Source organism: Photorhabdus bodei (genome assembly GCF_003287735.1).
GTDB classification, from domain to species: Bacteria; Pseudomonadota; Gammaproteobacteria; order Enterobacterales; family Enterobacteriaceae; genus Photorhabdus; species Photorhabdus kayaii.
Genome location: NZ_NSCM01000077.1, coordinates 1 through 7760 on the forward strand (window position 1 = coordinate 1; position 7760 = coordinate 7760).

Below are 7760 nucleotides of genomic sequence, written 5' to 3' on the forward strand. Positions count from 1 at the left end.
AACAGGTCAGGAATAACCATTATTTCGCTTCGACGACCTTGTTCAGGCAGGCAATCCATCGTTTTTTTACGGAAATATTACCGGAACTTGCCGGGAACCTGTCGTGCCGTATTAATGACAACTTCCAGGTTCTGAATCCTGCATCTTCAAGTTAAGCGGGTATATCTCATATAATTTCATTAACGCTTAAATAATAGTGATTTCATTGAGGAAGGATATTGAAACGAACTGTGTCTCTGCTATAGTTTTTATATTATTGGGGTTCTACGCCGGAACCGCCGAAATTTCCGTTACTTCTGTTTCAACCCGACAATTCGCACCATGTATCTACCTTCGAGCAGCATTTCTTGATTAAGTGGTCCAGAGGTGTCTGATGGACTCTCTCAACGCGGCTCTTTCCCTGTTAGCGCATATGAACTCGATGTTCAGGTATGCAGAACACATCCAAATTGCGTAGTGCAGGAGTGACTAATTCCGGCCGGGCTGACACGAAAAGCGGTGTGTTTTCACCTAAGGTTACCTGCAGCATTCCGAAAAAAACCACCCGCATTGCAGGTGGCATTAATAGAACCCTAAAAGAGCGTACAAAGATCCACAGCGTTAATTTTTTTGGAATAAAGGGGGAACGTTTATTATTTGCCGACTGCCTTCGCTGCAGCTTCAACCCACTTACCTAAGTTTTCTCGACCATTTTCTTTGTTCCATAGATAGTGGGTGGTGCCAGGAACACGAAGCGAACAGCAATCGGTAGTGTTCCCTTTGAGATCTGCGATTTTGCTGATATCGATGGTTAAGATGCCATTGCCGCGCTCAACGCTTTGCTCTATCTCATACTTTACCCATTTACTCTTATTGGTTGTGGCTCCAATAAGAACTACAGTGACGCTAGTACCGTGAAGCTGATCGTTTATCCATTTCTTGATAGCCACATCGCCCTTACGCTCAACCTCTTCGAAATCAGCTTTATCGATGAAACCCACTTTGGTATCGGAAGCGATTACGTTGCTGTTTCGTACATTCATCGCACGTTGTACGTCTTCGTACTGGAAACTGAAAAATACTTTTCTTGCCATGATTTTGTCCTTAAATGAGGGGAAGGAGAGACAGGATGATGTCGTGAGCACGTTCCAGATCAGTACCTTGGGTGCCCAACTCGTGAAGCAGAGGGGTGATATTCTTACCTTGCTCATGCTTCGATTCGTCGTACGTTATAATTAGTTCTTTCCACAGGTCAGCAGAGATTGAGCCGGTAATACCAACAGGGATGACGAAAAGACCGTTAGCAACTGCAATATCAAACTCTTCACGCATACCGCTGGATGGCACCACAGCTCCAGAACTGTCCAACTTGTTGCCGAATAGAAAGAGTGCTACGCCTGCGTGAGCGAGCATGTTGCGGCGGTACTCTGTCCAGAGCTCAGGTAGTGAGCGTTCGCCAGATTGGCTCTGAGGAAAAGGGCGCAGAACTAATTGATCGCTATCGAGGCGACCACCATTCATGATGGTTTGTTCGAGTACACCAGAGATAACAGCACTGCCAACCCCTAAGCCAAACCCAGAAATAACCCGGTACTGCTCCTTGCTGATCGCCTTACTTAGTTTGTAAACAAACTGTCCCGCCTCGGATTCGGTCCAGGGGCAGTAGTCATGAGCTGCACCAGAGATAAAAATGGTTTTACGTTTGTGACGACGTTCAATCTCTCTCAGAATGTCGGTGATCTCTGAGAACTCATCAACGTATACAGCCTTGATCCCAACCCGTAGAAGTTCGTGTTTGAAGAGGTCTTCTTTGCGCTGACGATATTCAAATTCGGCCAAATCCTCGCCTTCCAGCCTGCTGGCCTTACGAAGGATGCAGTAGTGTTGGCGTTGATCCTGCGCGAACTGAATTCGAACTCGACTTAGGATGTACTCAAGGTTGGGATCCGTGAAACTGAAGCCCAGAAACAGAAAGGTTTTAGCTATCAGGTCACCGCTGAGTGCAGTGATGAACGGCTGCATCTTTACATGATAGCGTTCATAGTCATCACGGATTAGCACCGCCTCGGATGCGTGATCAACATCCCCATGCATCTTGTAAACCACTGCATCGCGTTTGGGACGGGTCGTAGCCAGCTGCTTGTTGGTGTACTTAACATCAGGAACTTTTCCATTTCGCTCGAGGGCGTTCTCGATGAGTTTGTCGTAGTTTGTTGTCCAATAGGTCTGAATTGGTAGCCTAGCGAGGATCTCGTGATTTTCAGTCGGTGCTACGCCCGACGAGAATTCAGTGACCAGTATCTGATTCAGCTTTGAGCGGTTGGTCGCATTGGCATTAGCGTGGTATTGCGCCAAGGTAACCAGATCCCATTCCCTCTCAACATCAAGATCCAGATCATCAGCAATTGGCTTCAGCAAGGACTTCCAATCCACAAAGCCTGCTGTTCTGGACAAACCTGCACCTGCAAAAACTGCCAGATTTCCTTCAGCTAGCTCCTTAGATAGGCTGTCTATGAGACGCAGGATTTCTCTTTTCATGCTTCGGTACCCTCCTGATTGGAATTAAAGATTACGCACCCATTTACCATTGCCGCGAGTGTCGAAAAATGCAAGGCCAGTATGGCCAGAAGATACATCGATTTTGTTATAGAGATTTAGATATTCGTTACCATAAAAATGGCCCTGATTGTCCTGCGTGGGAATAATAGCGATGCGGTCATAGACCTTTTTACCATCAGCAAAACCTATTTCCCAAGGACACCAGCGTGATGTCATCGAATGCTGTGTCGCAAGAAAAAGAAACCAATCGGCGCGCACAATGGCTGATTTAATATTGAGGGCAGTCTCGGTGTCCGGCTTGTCGGGCATAGTTTGATCTAGCCAGTCGATGTAGACATCCCACCCTTGATCATTCAGCAATGCCTGTAGACCTAGTGCTAGTTGCGCGTCTTTATGGCTGTGGCTCAGAAAGGCTGTAGGCTGCCCAAATCGCTTGGTAAATTGCCCTCGTTGGCCTGCGTTAAGAATGTCTGACTGACGAATCGCCATTAGTAATCCTTACCTTTATTTTTACATAATATAACAACACGTTAGCACTATATTAGATGTACCCACATTGAGCCAAGTCAACATGGCCTTGCCACGTTTCTGAAGAAAGCCTCTGTCCTCACTGTCAGATTTATCCGAGTCACATAGAGTTTGCCACCACTGCACTGGGGTTGTAAGCGGGAAGCCGCCAAAATTTTGCGGCCTACGACTTTTAGTGATCTTTCGGAACCTCGATAACGCCATCAGCAATCCCCTGTGCCAGCCACTCCATCCATTTCGCAAAGCGAAAATACCCTGGATATTGCTGGCAGATATAGTCAATCTGCACTTTTGATGTGCTGTCCATAACCCTTTTAAACGCCTCCATGTAGTCGTAACAGCCCTGCAATAATTGCGCATCACCATCCTCTGTTAGAGGAAACCGGCTGGCATACTCATGAACTATTTTCGCTAATTGTCGCTGTTCTGCGGTCAGGTCAATCATTTTTATCCCCGGAAATTTGTGGTTTCAGACCTTAATGAAGCTTTTTTCGACAGTGTTATCTGCTGGCCGGGTTTCAGAGCCCAACTGGCGTTTAACCCTGGCCAACAACTGTGGCGCAACATTCCAGCGGGAACCGCTTTCGGTATGAACAGTCACCGTTTTTTATTCAGACGGACCAGAACCCCCGTCACCGTTTGTCCGTCTTCCGTAGAATTACGTGACAGTGTCCGGTAGACCGTTGGTCGTGAAATTGAAAATAACTCAGCCAGATCGCTGATAGAGTACTGTCCGGTTTCATGCATCCGGTACAGCTCTTTTTGTTGTTTATCAGACAATTTTGGCTGTTTTCCCCGTAGTTTTCCCTTTGCCCGCGCAATAGCCATACCTTCCCGGGTACGCAGGCGTATCAGGTCTCCCTCGAACTCAGCAAAAGTGGCCAGAACGTTGAAAAACATCTTCCCCAACGGGTCTACCGGATCGTAGAGGCTGGTTCCCAGCGCCAGTTTCACCCCTCTGGCCTGAAGCGTATCGGCAATCTCCCGGGCATCAGGTACTGAGCGAGCCAAGCGGTCAAGCTTGGGGACGACGAACGTGTCACCACTACGAACCGCTGCCAGCGCTTGGTTCAGGCCGGGTCTCTGCCGGTTTGATCCGGTTAGCCCCTTATCAATGTAAATCCGATCCGGAGAGACACCGAGTTTCACCAGCGCCTCCTGCTGGACGGTCAAGTCCTGTTTGTCAGTGGAGCAGCGGGCATAGCCAATGCGTATTTCAGTCATAAAGTGTACGTTTAAGGGGCCATGAAAGAGATTGATACCGTACCAGTTATATGAGACAACGTCAGCAATGATTTTCTCTGAAGCGTAAAAATGCATTTTTACTGTCCGTTGGGCGATCCTCTTACGGACATGTTCAGTTCGGGATCAGTATGACAACTCGTGGCAAAGCAACTGGCAAAAGTGAACGACTGGCGGTTTTAAATAATGCCGAACAGGAAGCATTGTATGGTCTCCCTGATTTCGATGACGCACAACGGCTGGAATTCCTGGCTCTGGATGAATCTGAACTGGCGCTGGCCTGTAGCCGCCGGGGATTTCATGCTCAAATTTATTGCATCCTCCAGATCGCTTACTTTAAAGCCAAACACCTGTTTTTTCGCTTTGGGTGGAAGGATGTTAAGGATGACTGCGATTTTATCCTGCGCCGTTATTTTCATGGGGAGTCTCTTCCGGACCTGTTTCCCACTAAGCATGAACGCTATGCCCAGCGGGAAAAAATTTGTGCACTGTACGGTTATTGTTCCTGGTCATCTGCTCTGTCTTCACAGCTCGAAGAGCAGGCCATCCACATTGTTCGCCGTGATATAACACCCGGCTTTGTCGCCACGGAGCTGATTATCTGGCTCAACGCGCATAAAATCATCAGGCCCGGCTACACCACGCTCCAGGACCTGGTGAGCCGGGTTCTTTCTGATGAACGGCAGCGGCTGGAGCGTATTCTGTCAGAACAACTTGATGACTCGACCATTGCTGAGCTGGACAAGCTGATTGAACGTGATGACACCCTTTCCCGGCTCGCGGTTCTCAGACAGGATGCGCGAGACTTTGGCTGGCGTCAGATGAGCAATGAACGGGAAAAGAGGGCTATTCTGGAGTCACTGCACCGCAAAGCCTGTGAAATCCTGCCGGTACTGAATATTTCCCAGCAAAACCTGTTGTACTATGCCAGCCTGGCAAATTTCTATACTGTTTACGATCTTCGCAATCTGAAACCCGGACAGACCCGCCTTTACCTGTTGTGCTATGCATGGATTCGTTATCGACAGTTCAGCGACAACCTGGTGGATGCGATGTTTTTCCATATGAAACAGCTTGAGGATGAAAGCCGCAACATGGCCAAAAAACTTCTGGCTGACGTACAGGAAAAACACCGTCGCGAAACGTCTAAAATCGGTCGCCTGCTGTCGCTTTATGTTGATGACAGTGTCCCTGACCCCACCACCTTTGGTGAAGTTCGCCAGCGAGCCTGGAAAATCATGCCCCGGGAAGCACTGAAAAGTACAGCACAGCGCATGAGTGTGAAACCCGTCAGTAAACTTGCGATGCAATGGCAGGCTGTGGATGGTATGACGGCATTAATCCGGCGTAACCTGAGACCATTATATCTGTCACTCGATCTCACCAGTATGGTCCAGGACAGCCCGTGGGTTAAGGCGCTAAACTGGCTCAGAATGGTGTTCAGCAAAAAGCAGACACTTTCTCAGCGCCCTCTGGAGGAATGCCCGCCGGAGACACTACCCTCGCGGCTGCGTCCGTACCTGCTGGAATTTGGTGAGGACGGTGAGGTTGTTGGCCTGAATGCAGGGCGTTATGAATTCTGGCTTTACCGACAGATAAGAAAACGCTTCCTGTCCGGAGAATTTTACCTTAATGACAGTCTCCGGCACCGCCATCTTTCAGATGAACTGGTCGCAGAAGGAGAACAGTCTGCGGTGCTGGCTGAAATGAACATTTCCTTTCTGCAAAAGCCCATAAAAGCACAGTTAAAGGCACTGTCAGGCGAACTGCACCGACAATGGAAAGCGTTTAACCGTGAGCTGAAGCAGGGAAAGCTGAAGCATCTGGAATACGATACAGAAACGAGGAAACTGAACTGGCATAAATCGGTAGTCAGTCGTTATAAGGAACAGAACCGGCGTTTTTACGGGCAACTGCCATTCTGTGATGTTACGGACGTTTTCCGCTTTGTTAACGAACAGTGTCGGTTCCTCTCTGTCATGAAGCCGTTACAACCCCGTTATGCCAAAAAAGAAGCTGATGCAGACAGCCTGATGGCGGTAATCGTTGCTCAGGCAATGAATCATGGCAACCATGTCATGGCGCGAACCAGCGATATTTCATTCCATGTGCTGGAAAGCACGTACGAACAGTACCTTCGTCTGGCATCACTGCTCGCAGCCAATGACTGCATCACTGATGCCATAGAGAAGCTGCCCGTTTTTCCACTCTATTCGTTTGAGCCGGATACCCTTTACGGCGCTGTGGATGGCCAGAAATTTGGCGTTGAACGACCAACAGTGAAAGCCCGACACTCACGTAAATACTTCGGTCGCGGTAAAGGCCTGGTGGCCTACACCTTGCTGTGTAACCACATTCCGATCAACGGATACCTGATTGGTACAAATGATTACGAAGGACATCACGTTTTTGATATCTGGTACCGCAACACCTCTGTAGTAAAACCTGTTGCTATCACCGGAGATATGCACAGTATTAACAAGGCGAATTTTGCGATACTGCACTGGTTTGGTCTTCGTTTTGAGCCTCATTTTACTGACCTGAACAGGCAGTTACAGGAGCTGTACTGCACCAGGGAACTGTCGGCTTATAAAAAATGCCTGATTCAGCCAGCCGGTCAGATTGATCTGGAGCTTATCTCCCGGGAAAAAAGCAATCTCGATCGCATCGTTGCCACGCTGGGACTGAAGGAAATGACGCAGGGAACGTTGATCCGTAAGTTATGTACATATACAACAGCCAACCCGACAAGACAGGCGGTATTTGAATATGACCGGCTGATTCACAGCATTTATACGCTGAAGTATCTGCGCGATCCGCAACTGGAACGTAATATTCGACGTTCCCAGAACCGAATTGAATCTTATCATCAGCTACGTGCCGCAGTGGCCAAAGTCGGAGGAAAGAAAGAGTTAACCGGAAAAAACGACATTGAAACAGAGATAAGTAATCAGTGCGGGCGCTTGATCTCCAACGCGATCGTTTATTACAACTCCGCGATCCTGTCGCGTTTGCTGGAACGACTGGAAACAGAAGGTAATGAAAAGGGCATTGAGATATCACCAGTGGCCTGGCAGCACATTTTGCTGAACGGACATTATACCTTCCAGAACAGCAATGAACTTATTGACCTGGATACATTGGTAGCCGGTTTAAAACTGGGATAACGGAAATTTCGGCGGTTCCGGCGTAGAACCCCTTATTGTGATTTTTTTAGATATGTCTCATTAATGACTTACTTATAATATGGATATATTAATATTCTGGTGAGTTATTGTGGTATGTAAAGTCCATGTAATATATCGGGGAATTAATTTTCAAAGGTAATATACCCGTTTAACTTGAAGATGCAGGATTCAGAACCTGGAAGTTGTCATTAATACGGCACGACAGGTTCCCGGCAAGTTCCGGTAATATTTCCGTAAAAAAGCGATGTATTGCCTGCCTGAACA

General features: G+C 47.9%; 6 protein-coding genes and 2 pseudogenes. 2 read left to right on the plus strand and 6 right to left on the minus strand.

Features of this window, described 5'->3' with window-relative positions; genetic code table 11:
• Positions 1-155: pseudogene (locus CKY02_RS21895) on the plus strand (IS630 family transposase); the annotation flags it as partial.
• A 477-nt stretch (positions 156-632) separates the two neighbouring features.
• On the opposite strand, the gene CKY02_RS21900 reads toward CKY02_RS21895, so the two are convergent.
• The 5 genes from CKY02_RS21900 to CKY02_RS21920 form a co-directional block, all read right to left on the minus strand.
• The gene (locus CKY02_RS21900) at positions 633-1073 is read right to left on the minus strand and encodes a TIR domain-containing protein (protein WP_112896888.1); all 441 of its coding nucleotides are present in this window, start codon (positions 1071-1073) and stop codon (positions 633-635) included.
• Between the two features lie 10 nt (positions 1074-1083).
• A complete protein-coding gene (locus CKY02_RS21905) occupies positions 1084-2517 on the minus strand; it encodes an SIR2 family protein (protein WP_112896889.1) in 1434 nt (477 codons plus the stop codon).
• A gap of 24 nt (positions 2518-2541) precedes the next feature.
• Complete coding sequence (locus CKY02_RS21910) at positions 2542-3027, minus strand: toll/interleukin-1 receptor domain-containing protein (protein ID WP_112896890.1); 486 nt, start codon at positions 3025-3027, stop codon at positions 2542-2544.
• 211 nt (positions 3028-3238) lie between these two features.
• On the minus strand, positions 3239-3511 hold the full coding sequence (locus CKY02_RS21915) for an arylsulfatase regulator (protein WP_112896891.1): 273 nt from the start codon (positions 3509-3511) through the stop codon (positions 3239-3241).
• A gap of 152 nt (positions 3512-3663) precedes the next feature.
• Positions 3664-4290 (minus strand): recombinase family protein, encoded by a 627-nt coding sequence (locus tag CKY02_RS21920; protein ID WP_112896893.1) that lies wholly within the window; start codon positions 4288-4290, stop codon positions 3664-3666.
• 149 nt (positions 4291-4439) lie between these two features.
• On the opposite strand from CKY02_RS21920, the gene CKY02_RS21925 reads away from it, so the two are divergent.
• Entirely contained in the window at positions 4440-7475 is a 3036-nt protein-coding gene (locus CKY02_RS21925; protein ID WP_112896892.1) for a Tn3 family transposase, read from the plus strand.
• 169 nt (positions 7476-7644) lie between these two features.
• Here the strand turns inward: CKY02_RS21925 and CKY02_RS21930 are convergent.
• Positions 7645-7760: pseudogene (locus CKY02_RS21930) on the minus strand (IS630 family transposase); the annotation flags it as partial.

What these genes read in the sequence shown, in the direction of transcription:
- CKY02_RS21915 (WP_112896891.1), bottom strand. Translation starts at nt 3,511, where the DNA reads ATGATTGACCTGACCGCAGAACAGCGACAATTAGCGAAAATAGTTCAT.
- CKY02_RS21905 (WP_112896889.1), bottom strand. Translation starts at nt 2,517, where the DNA reads ATGAAAAGAGAAATCCTGCGTCTCATAGACAGCCTATCTAAGGAGCTA.
- CKY02_RS21920 (WP_112896893.1), bottom strand. Translation starts at nt 4,290, where the DNA reads ATGACTGAAATACGCATTGGCTATGCCCGCTGCTCCACTGACAAACAG.
- CKY02_RS21910 (WP_112896890.1), bottom strand. Translation starts at nt 3,027, where the DNA reads ATGGCGATTCGTCAGTCAGACATTCTTAACGCAGGCCAACGAGGGCAA.
- CKY02_RS21925 (WP_112896892.1), top strand. Translation starts at nt 4,440, where the DNA reads ATGACAACTCGTGGCAAAGCAACTGGCAAAAGTGAACGACTGGCGGTT.
- CKY02_RS21900 (WP_112896888.1), bottom strand. Translation starts at nt 1,073, where the DNA reads ATGGCAAGAAAAGTATTTTTCAGTTTCCAGTACGAAGACGTACAACGT.